The 16,514-nt window shown below is 45.6% G+C and carries 12 protein-coding genes; 7 read left to right on the plus strand and 5 right to left on the minus strand.

Features of this window, described 5'->3' with window-relative positions; translation table 11 throughout:
• Positions 1 to 151 precede the first annotated feature (151 nt).
• The 3 genes from FRZ06_02510 to FRZ06_02520 all read left to right on the plus strand — a co-directional run bounded on the left by FRZ06_02510 (position 152) and on the right by FRZ06_02520 (position 6,252).
• Positions 152 to 2,047, plus strand: a complete 1,896-nt coding sequence (locus FRZ06_02510) for a heavy metal transporter (GenBank protein ID QOX62307.1) — start codon at positions 152 to 154, stop codon at positions 2,045 to 2,047.
• 679 nt (positions 2,048 to 2,726) lie between these two features.
• On the plus strand, positions 2,727 to 4,508 hold the full coding sequence (locus FRZ06_02515; protein QOX65804.1) for an ABC transporter ATP-binding protein: 1,782 nt from the start codon (positions 2,727 to 2,729) through the stop codon (positions 4,506 to 4,508).
• Positions 4,501 to 6,252 (plus strand): ABC transporter ATP-binding protein, encoded by a 1,752-nt coding sequence (locus tag FRZ06_02520; GenBank protein QOX62308.1) that lies wholly within the window; start codon positions 4,501 to 4,503, stop codon positions 6,250 to 6,252. The genes FRZ06_02515 and FRZ06_02520 overlap by 8 nt, the downstream gene beginning before the upstream one ends.
• Positions 6,253 to 6,636: 384 nt before the next feature.
• On the opposite strand, the gene FRZ06_02525 is transcribed toward FRZ06_02520, so the two are convergent.
• The 5 genes from FRZ06_02525 to FRZ06_02545 form a co-directional block, all read right to left on the minus strand.
• Complete coding sequence (locus FRZ06_02525) at positions 6,637 to 7,689, minus strand: ABC transporter substrate-binding protein (protein ID QOX62309.1); 1,053 nt, start codon at positions 7,687 to 7,689, stop codon at positions 6,637 to 6,639.
• Between the two features lie 92 nt (positions 7,690 to 7,781).
• Positions 7,782 to 8,606: an ABC transporter permease subunit gene (locus FRZ06_02530; GenBank protein ID QOX62310.1), complete on the minus strand. Its 825-nt coding sequence runs from the start codon at positions 8,604 to 8,606 to the stop codon at positions 7,782 to 7,784.
• Complete coding sequence (locus FRZ06_02535; GenBank protein ID QOX62311.1) at positions 8,603 to 9,409, minus strand: ABC transporter permease; 807 nt, start codon at positions 9,407 to 9,409, stop codon at positions 8,603 to 8,605. Before FRZ06_02535 ends, FRZ06_02530 begins: the two co-directional genes overlap by 4 nt.
• Positions 9,410 to 9,411: 2 nt before the next feature.
• Positions 9,412 to 10,182: an ABC transporter ATP-binding protein gene (locus FRZ06_02540; protein QOX62312.1), complete on the minus strand. Its 771-nt coding sequence runs from the start codon at positions 10,180 to 10,182 to the stop codon at positions 9,412 to 9,414.
• A 253-nt stretch (positions 10,183 to 10,435) separates the two neighbouring features.
• Positions 10,436 to 11,596, minus strand: coding sequence for a PucR family transcriptional regulator (locus FRZ06_02545; protein QOX62313.1), 1,161 nt, complete (start codon positions 11,594 to 11,596; stop codon positions 10,436 to 10,438).
• A 499-nt stretch (positions 11,597 to 12,095) separates the two neighbouring features.
• On the opposite strand from FRZ06_02545, the gene FRZ06_02550 reads away from it, so the two are divergent.
• The 4 genes from FRZ06_02550 to cooS all read left to right on the plus strand — a co-directional run bounded on the left by FRZ06_02550 (position 12,096) and on the right by cooS (position 16,512).
• Positions 12,096 to 12,896 carry a methyltetrahydrofolate cobalamin methyltransferase gene (locus tag FRZ06_02550; GenBank protein ID QOX62314.1) on the plus strand — a complete coding sequence of 267 codons (801 nt, stop codon included), beginning with the start codon at positions 12,096 to 12,098 and terminating at the stop codon, positions 12,894 to 12,896.
• Positions 12,897 to 13,010: 114 nt separating this feature from the next.
• Entirely contained in the window at positions 13,011 to 13,682 is a 672-nt protein-coding gene (locus FRZ06_02555; protein ID QOX62315.1) for a DUF3786 domain-containing protein, read from the plus strand.
• 19 nt (positions 13,683 to 13,701) lie between these two features.
• Entirely contained in the window at positions 13,702 to 14,460 is a 759-nt protein-coding gene (locus FRZ06_02560; GenBank protein QOX62316.1) for an AAA family ATPase, read from the plus strand.
• A gap of 84 nt (positions 14,461 to 14,544) precedes the next feature.
• The gene (gene cooS, locus FRZ06_02565) at positions 14,545 to 16,512 is read left to right on the plus strand and encodes an anaerobic carbon-monoxide dehydrogenase catalytic subunit (GenBank protein ID QOX62317.1); all 1,968 of its coding nucleotides are present in this window, start codon (positions 14,545 to 14,547) and stop codon (positions 16,510 to 16,512) included.
• Positions 16,513 to 16,514: the final 2 nt, after the last annotated feature.

A 16,514-nucleotide genomic window follows, 5' to 3' on the forward strand; every position in this document is an offset into this window, starting at 1 on the left:
GTCCGAATGTGGTTAATTTTTTTAAGCCTCAATTGTACTGATCAAGAGCTTAGGCCCTTTGGTCTTTTTTATTTTTCTCCTATCTTCATAATTTCTACAAAACTTTTCTATATACTCAATCCAAGAAATGAAAAGAGGTGTTGCGTTTCAAATGGAGAATGAGATGAAGCGAAAGAAAATTCGCATTGGCGGCATGACATGCATCAGCTGCCAAAATAAGATTGAAAGAAAACTGAATAACACTGCCGGAATTGAAAGTGCTACGGTGGACTATGCTAAGGGGATAGCAAATGTGATCTACCATCCCGATATGGTTACGTTAAAGGAGATTGCTGCGGTCATTGAACGTATGGATTATAAGGTGCTTGCAGATAATCAAACGACGGCTGATGATAAAACCAGGGCAGTCGGTTTTGTTATATTGATTTTGTCTTTGTTCATGCTGCTGCAGCAATTTGGTTTGACGAATTTTTTTAGTTCTTTCCCATTGGCTGAGGAAGGCATGGGTTACGGAATGCTCTTTCTCATCGGCCTGCTGACATCTGTCCATTGCGTTGCAATGTGCGGAGGGATCAATCTCTCGCAGTGTATTCCACAGGTAGAACGCCCAGCTTCCGGGCCATTGGCCTCCATGGGTCCGAGCTTTTTATATAATCTGGGAAGAATCATTTCGTACACGGTAATCGGTGGTCTTGTTGGCGCACTCGGTGGGGTGATTAGTTTTTCCGGCGTGTTTAAGGGTGTCGTACAGCTTGCAGCCGGTGTATTTATGGTAATCATGGGCATCAATATGCTTGGTCTGTTTCCTTCTCTTCGAAAGCTGACGCCTCATATGCCCCGGATTTTTGCCAGTAAAATCAATGAAGAAAAGGGACGCAGCAAGAGTCCTCTGTATGTTGGGCTGCTCAATGGACTCATGCCGTGTGGGCCGCTGCAAGCGATGCAGCTTTATGCTCTCTCAACGGGAAGTATGACGCAAGGCGCTTTATCCATGCTGCTGTTCAGTTTGGGAACTGTGCCGCTGATGTTTGGACTCGGCGCGCTAAGTTCTGTACTGAGTAAAAAATTCACCCGCAAGGTCATGACCGCCGGAGCAGTTTTGGTTGTTGTACTCGGTTTGTCAATGTTTTCAAGCGGCATGAGTCTATCGGGTTTCTCCTTTGCAGGGGCTTCTGGCAGCTCACAGGGAGGGCCTCCCGTTGTAATAGAAAATGGTGTCCAGCAAGTCTCATCAACTCTTGCATCTGGCGGTTATCCTGCTATTACAGTTCAATCCGGTATTCCTGTTCGATGGACGATTGAGGCACCTGAGGGCAGTATCAATGGCTGTAATAATAGAATCCTAATTCCGGAATACAACATTGAATATCAGTTTCAGCCGGGGGAGAACGTGATTGAATTTACTCCTACAACCAGTGGAAAGTTTCCTTATAGCTGCTGGATGGGTATGATTCGCAGCTCTATCACCGTGGTGGACAGCGAATCTGAGTTACGCGATGGATCGTCGCCTTCTGATAACGGCAATGGAGCAGAAGCTTCCACTGACGGTACAAATGGAGCAGATTCCGATCAAGGATTCTTTGATTACGGTACGACGCCGGAACCCGTTTCGGCTAATATCTCCATTCCTACCGAGAAATTGGCTGTAGCTGAAAAGAAGGGCGGATACCAGACTGTATCTGTGGAATTGACCGATCGCGGCTTTGTACCGGCAATTGTTGTAGTTCAGGCAGGGACCAGTGTACAGTGGGTGATCCGTGACAGCTCAGCTCCGGGCAACAACGCCGAATTATTGATTCCGGCATACTCCACAAAGCTTACGCTGTCGCCAGGAAACAATACACTGAACTTCGTTCCGCTGGAAAGCTTTGACTTCTCCAGCGGTGATCATACTCGTTTTGGGTATATCAAGGTAGTTGATGATCTTTCAGACATCGATGCCGAGTCGATCAAAGCGGAGGTACGAGACTTTGAAACGATGATCTGGCCTCCTGAACTTTTTAATGCAGGGGGAACTGGAGGCGCTGGAGGAGCCAGCTGCCACTAAAGCGGTGAGAAGAATGAGCTGATTTTATTGTCTGACTCAGTTCAATTAGCAGAGGTTCACCCGATTGGTGAATGATAAGGAAAAGGAGGATTAGAGCATGCAATTTTTATTAAGTCACTGGCATTGCATATTGCCTATTGCAGGCATTGCCGCAGCAATTTTCTTCATGGGTGGCAAATCATCTAAAGAAGAACGGGATAGAGCAGCATAAATCATACACATAATGTGATCGTAGACAGAAGTATATCTGAAACTCAAATGACAAATAGTATCCGAGAGAAAAAGAGAGCCTATCGGCAGATTCCCAAATGGAATTTACTGTATAGGACTCTCTTTCTTTGGGATAGAAATTTTGCTGGAAGGAATTCTGTCTTTTACAAAGAAAAAAATCTACTTCTTTGTATATACCAATAAAGAAATAAAAATGTCTGATTGGTTCATTTTCACCTAATTGGAGCGGAAACAGATTCCTTTTGCCGCTATAATGTTTGGTATAACATGCGTTGCTGCGCATTTTTTTAAGCGCCGTGGTTAGCCAATGCTAACTCAATTGAAACGCAAGGTACCTGCTCTTTGCCCTTAAGCAGTTCAGGTACATCATAATACCAATACAATTTTCAGGAAGAAGGTGAATCTTTTGAATCAAAACAGTGAGAAACCGGAAGCTCGCAAAACCGGTATGCCAAGGCTGCTACAACTAGCAGCAATGAAGAAGGGTCTTGTTATTTCCTCAGCTATTCTTTCTGCGCTGGCAGCTGTCGCGTCTTTCATCCCCCATGTGGTTATCTATTATGTGGTGCGGGAAATTATGAACGTATATCCCAACTTTGGAACTCTGGATATCCATCGGATAAATCTCCTAGGTCTTGCAGCATTTGGCGGAATCGTACTGAACATCCTGCTGTATTTTCTGGCGCTCATGTGTTCTCATCTTGCAGCATTCGGAACACTCTATGAGCTTAAGGTAAACTTTGCATCTCATCTTGCGAGGGTTCCGCTGGGCTTTCATATCCTCATAGGAAGCGGAAAGCTGCGCAAGATTATGGACGAGAACATTGAAAAAATTGAGGGTTTCATTGCCCATCAACTGCCGGATATTGTGGCTTCCATGGTGGCACCTGTAGCGATGTTTGTAATCTTATTTGCAATCGATTGGCGTTTTGGACTTGCTGCGGCTTTCGGAGTTGCCATTGCCTATTTCGTTCAGGTAAAAGGCTATGGCAGGGAGGGATCCAAAAAAATGATGGAGCTCTATATGAATTCTCTGGAGGATATGAACAATGCTTCGGTGGAATACATACGGGGCATCACTGTGGTAAAGGCTTTTCGTCAAACGGTCTATTCCTTCCGGAGGATGCACAATGCAATCAGTGAGTATACGAAAATGGTCATTCCTTTCACCTTGAGCTGGGAAAATACCATGTCAGCGTTTACAACAATTATTAATAACATCTATCTATTTTTAGTTCCTGTTGGAATTTGGGCAGGAATCCGGGCCACCAACTATTCGGAATATGCTGTCAATTTTATTTTTTATCTGATCTTTGTCCCTTCCATTGCTACGGTGATGATGAAACTCATGTATGTTACCAGCGGCGCGAGGCAGATTGTTGGGGGCGTGGAACGAATGGACAATATTTTGAATGAAGCAGAGCTCCCACAGCCAAAATTTCCAGGTACCATCTCATCCCATGATATCGTATTCGATCAGGTATCCTTCTCCTATCAAGGGCAGGATGCGGAGGCGCTCTCAGGTGTAACCTTTACAGCGAATCGAGAGGAGATAACCGCCATCGTTGGGCCCTCCGGCGGAGGAAAGAGCACCATCGCCCATCTGATTCCCCGATTTTTTGATGTGACTGAGGGCAGTATTCGAATTGGAGGGGTTGATGTCAGGAATATGAGAAGTGAGTATCTGATGGAAAAGGTCAGCTTCGTATTTCAGGATGTGTTCCTCTTTAAGCAGAGCATCATGGAAAATATCCGCATTGGCAATCAGAACGCCACGGATGACCAGGTGATGGCGGCAGCAAAAGCAGCCCAGTGCCATGAATTTATACTGAAATTACCGAAAGGCTACGATACTGTGATCGGAACGAGAGGGGTTCATCTTTCTGGAGGAGAGCAGCAGCGAATTGCCATTGCAAGAGCAATCGTCAAGGATGCTCCCATCATCGTACTGGATGAAGCTACCGCATTCTCCGATCCTGAGAATGAATACCTAATTCAGCGTGCTTTTGAAAAGCTGATGCATGGAAAAACCGTAATTATGATCGCCCACAGGTTATCCACGATTCGTAGTGCCAATAAGATTGTGGTGCTGGATAAAGGCAGACTCATTGAGGAAGGAAGCCATGATCAGCTCCTTGCGAAGGAAGGTAAGTATTATGATATGTGGCTAAGATATACCCAAACCCTGACCTGGAAAATCAATCGAAAGGGGGCTTCAGTCCATGTTTAATTTGAAAGAAGCACTGATGCTAACGGCTAAGGGATACTCTGATCTGAAGAAGGCTATTGCAGCCTGCACACTGACCAACCTTTCTCTAATGCTTCCGTTTCTTATTACCATACAGCTCTTTGCGGAGCTGCTCAAACCGCTCATGGGTCAGGAGATCTCCTGGAATAAGATGTGGGCGTTCCTTGGATTCGGTGTAGTTGCTGCTGTCTTGGTTTTCCTTGCAAGCAAAAATGACTACAAGAAAACCTATGTTACTTCCTATATGGAAGCGGAACATACGAGAGTTAGTGTGGCGGAGCGGATTCGAAAACTGCCCATGAGCTTTTTCAACTCTAAGGATCTGACGGAACTGACAACAAACATCATGGCGGATTGCACAACGACGGAGCACGTTCTGAGCCACATCATTCCCCAACTGATCTCCAATGGTATTTCCATCACACTGGTTTGTGCCATGATGGCAGCCTTTGACTGGAGAATGGCCATTGCGGTATTCTGCTCCGTACCTGTTGCACTTCTTGTGATCCTTGGAAGCAAGAGTTTCCAGAGACGTCTCAGCGAAAAGCACGTCGAATCAAAACTGAGAGCATCGGGACAGGTTCAGGAATATCTGGAAGGAATTAAGGTAATCAAAGCTTGCGGACTTGACGGCTCCAAGTTTGCTAAACTCGATGAGGCACTGCGACTGATGAAAAAGATGGCTATGAAGATGGAATTCGGGACAGGAATCTTTGTTACGGGGGCACAAATGCTGCTTCAGGCAGGGATCGGACTAACGGTCTTTGTGGGTGCGCACCTATTAACAAAGGGCAGCATCGAGCTTATCCCGCTGCTCATGTTTCTAGTCATTGTCGTTCGGATTTATGGCCCAATCATGGTTGAGTTTACCTTACTTCCTGAGCTCTTTTACCATCGCATTTCCACGAAGCGGATGCGAACCCTCATGACAGCTCCTATTATGGAAGGAAACGCGGAAGCAAAGCTCACTCAGTGGAATATTGAGTTTGAGGGAGTATCCTTCAGCTATGACACAAAAAATGCCGGGACAGATTCGGTGATCAAGGATCTAACGGTATCATTTCCTTCCGATGCCATCACCGCGCTTGTAGGTCCATCGGGCTGCGGAAAAAGCACCGTATCCAGGCTCATTGCAAGGTTTTGGGATGTAAACAAGGGAAGGGTTAAGGTTGGCGGTGTAGACGTGAAGACCCTTGATCCGGAACATTTGATGAGTTACATGTCCTTTGTATTTCAGGATGTAGTTCTTTTCAATGACACGGTATATAACAACATAAAAATTGGAAATATGAATGCCAGTGAAGAGGAAGTAATTGCCGCTGCCAAGGCAGCATGCTGTGACGATTTTATCAAAGAACTGCCAAGTGGCTATCAGACTATGCTGGGAGAAAACGGCAGCACCCTGTCCGGCGGAGAACGCCAACGGATTTCCATCGCCAGAGCGCTTTTGAAAAATGCTCCTATCGTTTTGCTAGACGAGGCCACTGCGTCTCTCGACCCGGAAAACGAAGCGCTGATTCAGCAAGCCATCTCCAGACTGATCGAAGGAAAAACCGTCATTGTTATCGCTCATCGGCTGCGAACCATTGCAGGAGCAGATAAGATTGTTGTTCTTGAAGATGGAAAGCTTGCAGAAGAGGGAACCCATGATGCCCTCATGGAGAAAAAGGGACTCTACGAGCGGCTTTATACCATCCAGCAGGAAAGCCTTGGGTGGAGCGTGTAGTATCGTCATATTTTCAAAATGGAAACAGCCACTGCCGGTCGGCAGTGGCTGTTTCCATCGTAATAATCTTGGCATATAAAAGAAGGTATATACATCGGGTGCCAAGGCACAACACGCCTTAGGCATCGATGCGATTCATTATAGAAGTAGGGCAGCTTCTATAATAACGAAAGTAATTTGGGAATTGCAAGCCGTATGCGCATCCAATTTCAACGCCGCCTTGCATCCCCGTTTCCCTGATTTGCAGCGGCTGCTCAGCCTGATGGACCGATGCTATCACAGCCATCGTTTGACTGAGCAGATACCGCTGATTGAAGGGATATTGCATCGCCGGGTATGGACCGGCGCAGGCACTCGTAGGTAAATATATTACTGTAATATATTTTATTTTGAAGCGGTCGCTTCTTCCCAGTACTTACTGGTGATCGTATCTTCAGAAAGATCCGCTGCACTTGTAAGCAGTCCATATTTCAGGGCCAGGTCAGCGGTCTGCTGAATTGCATCCTTATCAATGTATCCGATCTTTGCAGGATCAAAGCCTTCCGGTGCAACGAGCTTCGCTACTTCCTTGGCCATATAAATCTGGTGTTCCAGGGAAATGCTCTGGTCTTTTTCGTATACAATCTTTCCTGCGGCTTCCGGATCAGCGCATGCATCGGCCCAGCCTTTTATGGAAGCTCTCAGGAAGCGGACGAACAGATCTTCATTGTCAGCGATCCAATCCTTTGAGACGAAGAGACAGTCTTCCAGCATGGCAACGCCTTCTTCATTCATATCAAGTACATTTAGATCGCTTTCCTTATATCCGGCTTCCAGCACAAGGCCGTATTCATTATAGGTCATGGCGGAAGCAGCGTCGATTTCATCATTCAGAAGCTGATTCATGGTGAAATCTTGCTGAACCAGTTCCAGATCTTTGTCTCTGTTTAATTTGTTTGCCTCCAGAAGGGCATAAATCTCATATTCATTTCCACCGAACCAGGAACCGACCTTTTTTCCAGCTAGATCTGCAGGGCTGTTAATTCCGGTGGATGCTTTGGAAACGAGCAGCATAGCGCTCTTTTGGAAAACCTGGCTGACTTCCAGAAGATCCCAGCCCTCGGATTGGTATTTTAAGAGACTGGAAACCCAGGTAACGCCCACATCGGCAACGCCGTTGTAAACCTGCTGTTCTGCAATAATGTCACTTCCTCCTGGGAGGATTTCAATATCAATTCCTTCTTCTTCATAATAACCTTTTGCAGCAGCTACATAATAACCCATAAATTGTGACTGAGGCAGCCATTTGAGCTGCAGCGTCATCTTATCAAGTGTTCCGGTTTCCCCGGCATTTGAATCTGCACCGGCATCAGAACCTGCTGATCCACAGCCTGATAAAATGACGGATGCGAATAGGAATAAGGACAATAATGCCGCTAACGTTCTTTTTTTCTTCATGATTTCATCACTCCTTGCTAGTTGTTTTAACATTTGTCTTTTCCGGATGGCTTCATCAGTTCTCTCGGATGATGCCATACGACTTCAGAAACTTATCTTTGTGAAGCATGCCATTTGATGGCCTTGCGTTCTACCAGTATGATGATGCAGTAGAAAAGTACTCCTGCCAGCGATGCCACTACAATGTAGGACCAGCCCATGGCCATTTCAGCTTTTCTCAGATGATCCTTGATTCCAAAGCCCAGCCCCGAAGTGGAGGTAGCGAAATATTCGCTGATAATCGCTGCGATAATTGCTGCTGCGATGTTGATCTTGGATGCAGTAAAAATATAGGGCAAGCAGTTAGGGAACCGCAGCTTTCGAAAAATGGTAAAGGGGCTTGCAGCTACTGTATGCATCAGATCCAGAGAGTAAGGCTTCAAGTTATTTAAACCACTGTATGCATTGATGGCCATTGCCGCCATGCACACGATGGTTACAACACCAATCTTCTGATACATGCCGTCAGTAAACCAACAGTTCATGATGGCTGACAGGGCAACGATGGGCACTGCATTGAAGGCAGAAACGATGACCATACCGCCATAGCCCCATTTGGGCAGACAGGTTGCAAGTGCAGCAATACCAAAGCCTAGCAGAGATCCCAGGAGCATCCCGATGAGCGCACCGGATAGCGTTACTTTTGCATCCAATAGGGTCTTCGTCAGATTTTTTTGCAGGGTTTCCAAAATCTGAAGCGGAACCGGAAGCTGAAATGGTTTCAGATCCAGCAGCTGATGGAAGATTCCTGCCTGCCACACGACCAGAAATGCTGCTCCAAAAAGCAGAGGCCAAAGTATGGACTTAAGATGTGCTCCTCTGTCAAATCCGCTGCTGATGACACTCTGGTTGTTGATTACATTTTGATTGCTTCTCATGATGCATCACCTTCCTTTCTAACCGCAGCTCGTTTCCAGGGAAGGAGGAGTTTTTCCAGAAGGTTGACGATATGAAAGCTGATAATCCCCATAAATGCACTGGTCAGCACAGAAGCCCAGAATATATCGGAAGAACTGGAATATAGGGAATATAAAATCTTAACACCAATGCCGCTTGAGGATCCAAGCATATCAACCAGGATGGAAGCCGTTACTGCCATAGGAGCGGTTATTTTCAAGCCCGTAAAAAGATAGGGCATGGAAAAAGGAAACATCAGCTTTCTATATACGCTGAATTTGCTTGCTGCGATGGAATAAAGCAGGTCTTTTTTATCTTGCTCCACACTTTTCAGTCCGCTGAGCATGTTGACGGCCACGGGAAAGAAGGTGATATAAGCTGCGATGATGATTCTTGAGGCATTCATATCTCTCACGATATTAAAGATGATGGGGGCAAGGCCCAGCACCGGAATCATCTGGGATATGATCAAATAGGGAAAGGCGATGCGTTCTGCGACTTTTGACAGGCTCATTATGACTGCCAGAAGAATCCCTACCCCTGCACCGATGAAAAAGCCAAGAGCCGCTCTTGAAAATGTGACACCGCCTGCCTCCAGCAGCGGCTGCCAATTTGCGGCAAAGGTGGCAATCACGGTATGCAAGTAAGGAAGTTTGGTTGCGGCTGTATCGGGACCAAGCGTCTTCACAAGCAGAAAAGAGACGAATTCCCAGATAAGAATGAAACCGAGAAGCCATACGGCAGCTACGATTCTCCTGTTTTTCTGGCTGATGACTTCAGGCATACCTACACCCCCTCAAAGCTTCTTCTTATTTTTGAAACCAGTGCATAAAACTCTGGGGTTTCTCTTAAATGACCTTCACGTGGTCGTGGCAGGTCGATGTCAATTACTGCTGACAGTCTGCCCGGATGAGGGGAAAGAACCACAACCCGATCGGATAGGAAGACTGACTCCGGGATGTTATGAGTAACAAAGATGACGGTTTTGCTCGTCTTGCTCCAGATATTCAGCAGATCCTCATTCAGCTTTTCCCTTGTGAACTCATCTAAAGCGGAGAAGGGTTCATCCATCAAAAGAAAGTCTGGATTGAGAGCAAGGGCTCTGGCAATACCGACTCTTTGCTGCATTCCGCCGGAAAGCTCAAAGGGATATTTGGTTCCGAAATCCTGAAGTCCTACTAGCTCAAGCATATTGTCAATTCGCTTCGTTCTTTCTTTTTTTGGTACACCCATAATCTCCATGGGAAGACAGATGTTCTTACGCACTGTTCTCCAGTCATACAGAACGGGGTTTTGAAAGACGATGCCATATTTTTGCTGCATTCTGATTTCTCTCGGCGTCTGACCGAGGATGGAAATACTGCCTGAAGTGGGCTGTAGCAAGTCAGCGATGATGCGAAGCAGTGTGGTTTTTCCGCAGCCCGACGGACCCAGCAGAGAGATAAATTCTCCCTCGCGGATATCCAGGCTTACGTCGTTCAAGGCTACGATGTTTTCTCCGCTGTTGACTTGATAAACCATGCTTACATTTTTTAATTGAATTTCAGGCACACTCATGATGGAAAACCTCCTAACAGTTTCAATCGTTCCTTTCACTTTGAACAAATTGCATGATTCAATTTGCCAAATAAAATGCCATGATTGAAATTGAATATGGGAATAGAAAAAGGGCCCTGTTGTTATCGAACAGGCCCCTTTGCCGTTTGTTTTTTTATGTATATTTAACATAGTAACATAATTTAGATTCAATTCAACGGTCTTTGGCACAAATTCCATTGTGCCGATGCACAGATGAGCTGGATTTCAGCCATCAATACAGGATTTCCTTAATATGGTATGAAAGGAGCAGCTTCAGAGCGTCCTGATAGGTCAGCTCGCATCCTAATATCTCTTTGACGCGCTTGATTTTGTAATTGATGGTATTTCGATGCACATATAATTCCCGTGCAGTTTCCATAACGCTGGCGTTATGATCCAGATAGCTCTTCAATGTTGCTGCATAATCTGTATCATTTTTCTCATCAAACTCCACGAGCTTTCCTAACGTTTGCTTATAAAATCGCTTTAAAGTATTATTATCTTCAATCTCAAGCAAAAGCTGATAGAGCCCTGCCTGGTCAAAAAAGAACCGGTCAGTATCCTGTCGTTCCGCCATTTTTAAAAGGGAAACAGCTCTTCGGTGGCTCCTGTGAAGCGATTTGATTCCGGTTTCATTTACACTGACTCCGGAACGAACTCGATAAAGACTTCCCGGCAGATTGCAGATTTCTTTCAGTTCCTCCAGTGCCTGATCCACAATCTTTTGAGGAAAACTCTGAAGGATTGCAAGAATAACCTTATCATGTCGGAAAACATTGAATCTCTCGCTGTGACGGGCTAGAATCTTAGAAAGGTGCATTCTCAAATGCCGGTCATAAGCATCGTACTGTTCATCCCAATCGGCTTCGATGCATAGTGCGATAATGCTAAAGTCCGCTTCTGTATCAAACTCATTGCGTTCCAGTACGGATCGGTATTCATTGAGTTTTTCAGGAGAGAAGATTGCATTGCGAAAAGCGGCGGAGACCGTGATTTCGTTCTCTTCTGATTTTACTAATTTTCGGCAGAAGTCCTCAGTGATTTCCACCATTTTTGAAGTTTTGGGAATCGTAAAGACGGGCAGTGAGATTTCCCTCAAAGCAAGAAGAAGTTGTTCTGGCAGGGTAGTGATTTCCGGCCCCAATTTGATGACCAATCCGCTGGCGTGGTGTGCATCCAGCGATTGGATAAAGTTGAATAGCCAGTCAGTTCCCTGATGGCCGACACCTGTACAAAAAACCAATTCCTGGCCATTTAGAAAATCTGTTCCGGCTTCATTTTCCAGTCTGTGAACCCAGCTCACCAAGCGATTGCGGCTGTTTTCCCCGCTGATTTGCCGCAGATCATATTTTTCGCCTGCGTACTTGCACAGGGAACTTAAAGTCATTGTCATTTTATTCTCTTCCTTTCTATTTTCAATCCTGTCCCTCAGTGTCAGAAAGAATTGACACTGCGCACTTGGCTGCTTCCTTAAATTTTCGCCATTGAAAACAAAAAGCATTGAGGATTACTTTCTGAATATTCTAAAATTATACTCCCTGAACGTTGATTCGTCCATAGAAAACCATCAAAATCCAGATGGTTCCAGCAAGGCAAACAATATCAAAGATTTGCAACACCTAAAACCTCTTAGCGGAAACCTGAGCGGCATTGGAAAATGAGGAATTCAACCGTTTGTGCGGGGTGAGCTATGTCGATTGGAATAAGAAAAATTTATAAAAACCAGATAAAAAAATTATAAAATTATACAATAAAAATAAGGAAATGAACGATTTTCCGAGGACTAAAACAAAAAATCATACTAAAACTTCTGTAAGAAATGATATCAAGCAGAGAGCTCCCTCAGGTATGATGAAAGAGGAGAGATATCTTTATTTTTAGGAGGTAAGTGAATGATTATCATAGGAGAAAAGCTCAACAGCACGCTGAAGGCGATCAGACCCGCCATCGAAAGCTATGATGCCGAGGCTGTGGCAGATCTTGCGAAAAAACAGTACGAAGCAGGGGCCACTTTTATCGACATTAACGCAGGCGTATTTGTTGATGATGAACCAGAACGGCTGGCATGGCTTGCAAAAACAGTGCAGGAAGCAATTGATGCACCCCTTGCAATCGATTCTCCTGATGCAAACGCTATCAAAAAGGCTTTGGAGGTCAATAAAAATTCTAAAGTAATGATTAACTCAATTACCGATGAGCCGAAACGATTCAACGAGATCGCACCGCTGGTTGCTGAGTATAAAACCAGCATCATTGCCCTTTGTATGGATTCCACCGGAATGCCTGAAACGGTGAAGGACAGAGTTTCTATTGCAGAAAGTCTCATAGAAAAATTGACAAAAGAGGGTGTTTCAATCAGCGATATTTATATCGATCCTCTCGTTCGTCCGATCAGCACAGGGATCCATTACGGAAATGTGGCCATTGAAACCATTCGTGAAGTCAAGACTCAATTCCCTGATGTTCATATTGCATGCGGCTTGAGTAATATCTCCTTTAGCCTTCCGGCAAGGAAGCTAATCAATCAGGCGTTCCTGGTAGCCGCCATCGGAGCGGGAATGGACGGAGCGATTATCGATCCTCTTGATAAAAAACTGATGTCAATGATTTATGCAAGCGAGGCCTTGTTCGGCAAGGATGACTATTGCAGAACGTACCTGAAGAAATACAGAAGCGGTGAGATTGAGGCCTAACTTTTATGAAATCGCACGATTAAAACTTAATCTGTTATGAAACAGAGCGATTTAAGTTAGTCTTCTGCAAAAGAAAGCGTAAAACAGAATTAATAGATACATACGGAGGTTCAAATGAAGCAGGATTCCAACCTGGCAAAGGCATATCTGGAGGCCTATGAAAAGGCGTGCCTTGCTCTTCTTGCATGTGACAGTGAGATGGTCTGCCAGAATACGAAAGCTGTTTTTGAGGCGGATAAAAGCACCTATGTGATACGGTACTTCAATCAGGAATACCGTATCAAATGTACGGACGGGTATTTCGTCTTTGATCAGGAACCTTCCGAACTTTCCATCACAGAACAAGTATTAGTACTTCATTATCTGATCAATGCAAAACCAAGACCCATGACCGGCAGAACCATATCATTTCTGGAAGTGCCAAAGGGCGGATCGATCTATCATGCAACCTTTAAGAAAAGGGCGGTCGATCCGCTGGTGCAAACTTTCTCCGGAAACCTGGGTGGATTGATCAATGCCGCTGAGGCGCTCGGTGGCAGGCCGGAGACCTTTGGGGATGCCAGTTTCTCCGTGTTCATATTTCCTTATGTTCCCGTTACTTACGTCCTTTGGCAGGGGGATGAGGAGATCGCATCATCGGGAACCATCCTATTTGATGCATCCGTTTCGGATTTTTTACCAACGGAGGATCTGGTGTTGGCAGCAAGCTATGGTACCTATCGGCTGATAGGAGAACACAAGAAGAATCAAACAGTGAAGTCCGAAGACAAGATGATTTTTCAGTAAGTCAAGAAAGGATAGGACTATGAAAATAGCCATATCAGGTAAGGGCGGAGTAGGAAAGACAACCATCGCATCCAATATTGCCAAGCTGTTTCAAAAAGAAGGATTTCAAGTATATGCTGTGGATGCGGATGCTGACAGCAGTCTGGGGCTTGCGCTGGGAATCGACGAAGCAGAGCTTAATGAGATCAAACCCATGATCGAAATGAAGGAACTCATTGGTCAGCTTTCCGGTGAAGGAGCCCTTTACACGTTAAATCCCAGAGTGGACTCGGTGATTCGCAGCTACAGCATCGATGCTTGCGGAATTCGTTTTCTTCGCATGGGAGGTGTAAAAAAAGGAGGATCCTCCTGTTACTGCCGGGAGAACACATTTTTGAAAGCATTAATGAATGCTTTGATCATGGATACTAAGGAAATCGTAATTCTTGATATGGGCGCAGGAATCGAACATCTGACAAGAGGAACATCTGCCAACGTTGATTTAATGCTGGTGGTCACAGAACCTGGCAGGTCCAGTGTTCAGACAGCTCGAACCGTGGAGAGCCTTGCAAGAGAGCTGGGCATTCATGAGATCAGATTTATCGCCAATAAAGTCAGAAGCGAAAGAGAAAAAGACTTTATTTTGTCAAATTTCAGTCAGGAAGAACTTCTTGGCATTTTGGGGTATGATGAGGAAATCGCAGAGAAATCAATGGGATATGGGCAGAAGCCCGATGCCGTCGATACGCAGGAATTGGAAGACCTATTATATAAAGTAGTAACTCAAGCAAAATCTTAATTAGTACTAACATCAAAAAATTACAGACAAATATTGAATAAGCGTATTCATGAAGAATAACAAGATATCATGGAGGTATTGAATATGTCAACAGCTGAATTTGAAAAAAGGACAGTTGACCCGGCAGCAGCAGAAATGCTGACGGCTGCTGGGGAAGCGCAGATCTTGACCTCTTGGGACCGTTATAAAGCGCAGCAGCCTCAATGTAAATTTGGATTGACGGGAATCTGCTGCCGCATTTGTATTCAGGGGCCATGCAGAATCATTCCATCCAGGCCGGGTCAGGACAAAGGTATTTGCGGTGCCTCAGCATATACCATCGTTGCAAGAAATCTTGTCAGGTACATAGCAGGCGGAGCTTCTGCTCATTCCGATCACGGAAGAGAGATCGCCTATACGCTGCTGCATACTGCAGAGGGGCATGCCAAGGATTATAAAATAACAGACGGAAAAAAACTGATTCAGGTTGCTGAGAAAATTGGCGTTGCCACAGAGGGAAGAGACGAGATCGAGATCGCAAAGGATGTGGCAGTGAAAGCGCTTGAAGACTTTGGAAAGTACGATCACGAACCATGTACATGGCTTAACGCGACCATCGACGAGGAGCGCAGGCTGAAATTTAAACATACAAATATTGCACCCACGGCCATTGACCGGGCCATTGCACAGCTTTTACATCAGACCCATATCGGTACTGATGCGGACCCTGTCAACATTATCTTCGGCGGTCTGAAAGCTGCCCTTGCGGATTACACCGGAATGTCTCTTGCTACGGATCTGACAGACGTTCTATTCGGTACACCCCAGCCTGTTTTGACGGAAGCAAATCTGGGTGTCCTGGATGCGGAAAAGGTGAATGTTGCAGTTCACGGTCATAATCCGCTCTTGAGCCAGATGGTCGTTTATGCTGCGAGAGAGCTGGAAAAGGAAGCAGTGGCTGCGGGAGCCAAAGGCATCAATCTGGTGGGAATCTGCTGTACCGGAAACGAGGTCCTCATGAGAGAAGGAATTCCCACTGCGTCCAATTTCGGGTCACAGGAGCTTGTCATCATGACTGGCGCTCTGGATGCAATGATTATGGACGTTCAATGTATCTCGCCCGGTGTCAAGGATCTTTGCAACTGTTTCCATACCATGCTGATTACCACTTCAAACATTTCCAAGGTTCCAGGCTCGGTTCACATTGAGTTTAACGAGACCACGGCAATGGAGGATGCAAAAAAAATCGTAAAGCTGGCAATCGCGCAGTACGGCAAGAGAAGGCCGGAGCGTGTTAAAATACCGCAATTAAAAAAACAGGTTGTGGGCGGCTTTTCTTATGAAGCCCTAATCGATCTCTTTGCAAAAATCAATCCCGATTCACCCATCAGTGTTCTGACAGATGCCATCGCTGCCGGTGAAATTAAGGGAGTCTGTGCTTTTGCAGGATGTAATAATCAGAAGACCATCCATGATCATGCGACCATAACCATCGCAAAGGAGCTGGCGAAAAAGGATGTTTTCCTGGTCTCTACGGGTTGTGCCGCCGGTGCCCTTGCAAAGGCCGGGCTGCTTTCCACAGAGGGAGTGGAAGCCTTTGCCGGCCCAGGATTGAAAAAATTTATCAAGCGTCTTGAGGAACATTCGGGTCTGAATGCAGGACTGCCATTGGTATACCACATGGGTTCCTGCGTAGATAACTCGAGAGTCGCAAGGCTGTGGAGCAATATGGCTAAGAACATGAACATTCCCGTGCCGCAGCTGCCCTTTGTAGCCAGTGCGCCGGAAGCCATGTCGGAAAAGTCCATCTCCATCGGTTCCTGGGTCATTACCATGGGAATCCCATGTCATGTAGGGGTTATGCCTCCTCTGGAAGGCAGTGAGCTGGTCCATGGTGTAACTACAAAAATCGCAAGAGACGTCTTCGGCGGATATTTTATTTTTGAAACAGATCCTGAAAAAGCAGCTGAGAAGCTCTATGAAAGAATTGAAAAGCGGGGATGGAAGCTCCGCGTGCATAAAACGGCGGCGGAGAAATATAACAGCTCTCCAGCGCGGGTTTACGAAGGATAGGA

This window comes from Clostridiales bacterium (genome assembly GCA_015243575.1).
Classification (GTDB): domain Bacteria; phylum Bacillota; class Clostridia; order Peptostreptococcales; family Anaerovoracaceae; genus Anoxybacterium; species Anoxybacterium hadale.